Origin of the sequence: Streptobacillus felis (assembly GCF_001559775.1) — a bacterium.
GTDB lineage: Bacteria > Fusobacteriota > Fusobacteriia > Fusobacteriales > Leptotrichiaceae > Streptobacillus > Streptobacillus felis.
Genome location: NZ_LOHX01000207.1, coordinates 1 through 236, shown reverse-complemented (window position 1 = coordinate 236; position 236 = coordinate 1). Strand labels below are relative to the sequence as shown.

The 236-nt window shown below is 20.8% G+C and carries 1 pseudogene; it reads left to right on the top strand.

The annotated features are described in order from the left end of the window. Nucleotides 1-28: 28 nt before the first annotated feature. A pseudogene (locus AYC60_RS03690) lies at nt 29-236 on the top strand (L-cystine transporter); the annotation flags it as partial.

The window sequence follows — 236 nt, the reverse complement described above, 5'->3', positions numbered from 1 at the left end:
TTATTAAGTTATAAATAGAATGGTAATAATGATATTAAGATTAACTTCATATGGAGTATTTGCTCTTATGTCTATTTTTGTTTCAACAAGCAACTTTGCTGTAATACTAGTATTTTTGAAATTCGTTATTGTTTCTTATGTAGCTTTAAATAGTATGTTTATTATACATTTAATTATGGTATCATTATTTGTATTATCTCCAGTAATATTTGTTAAAAAAGTAATTATAGTATTAA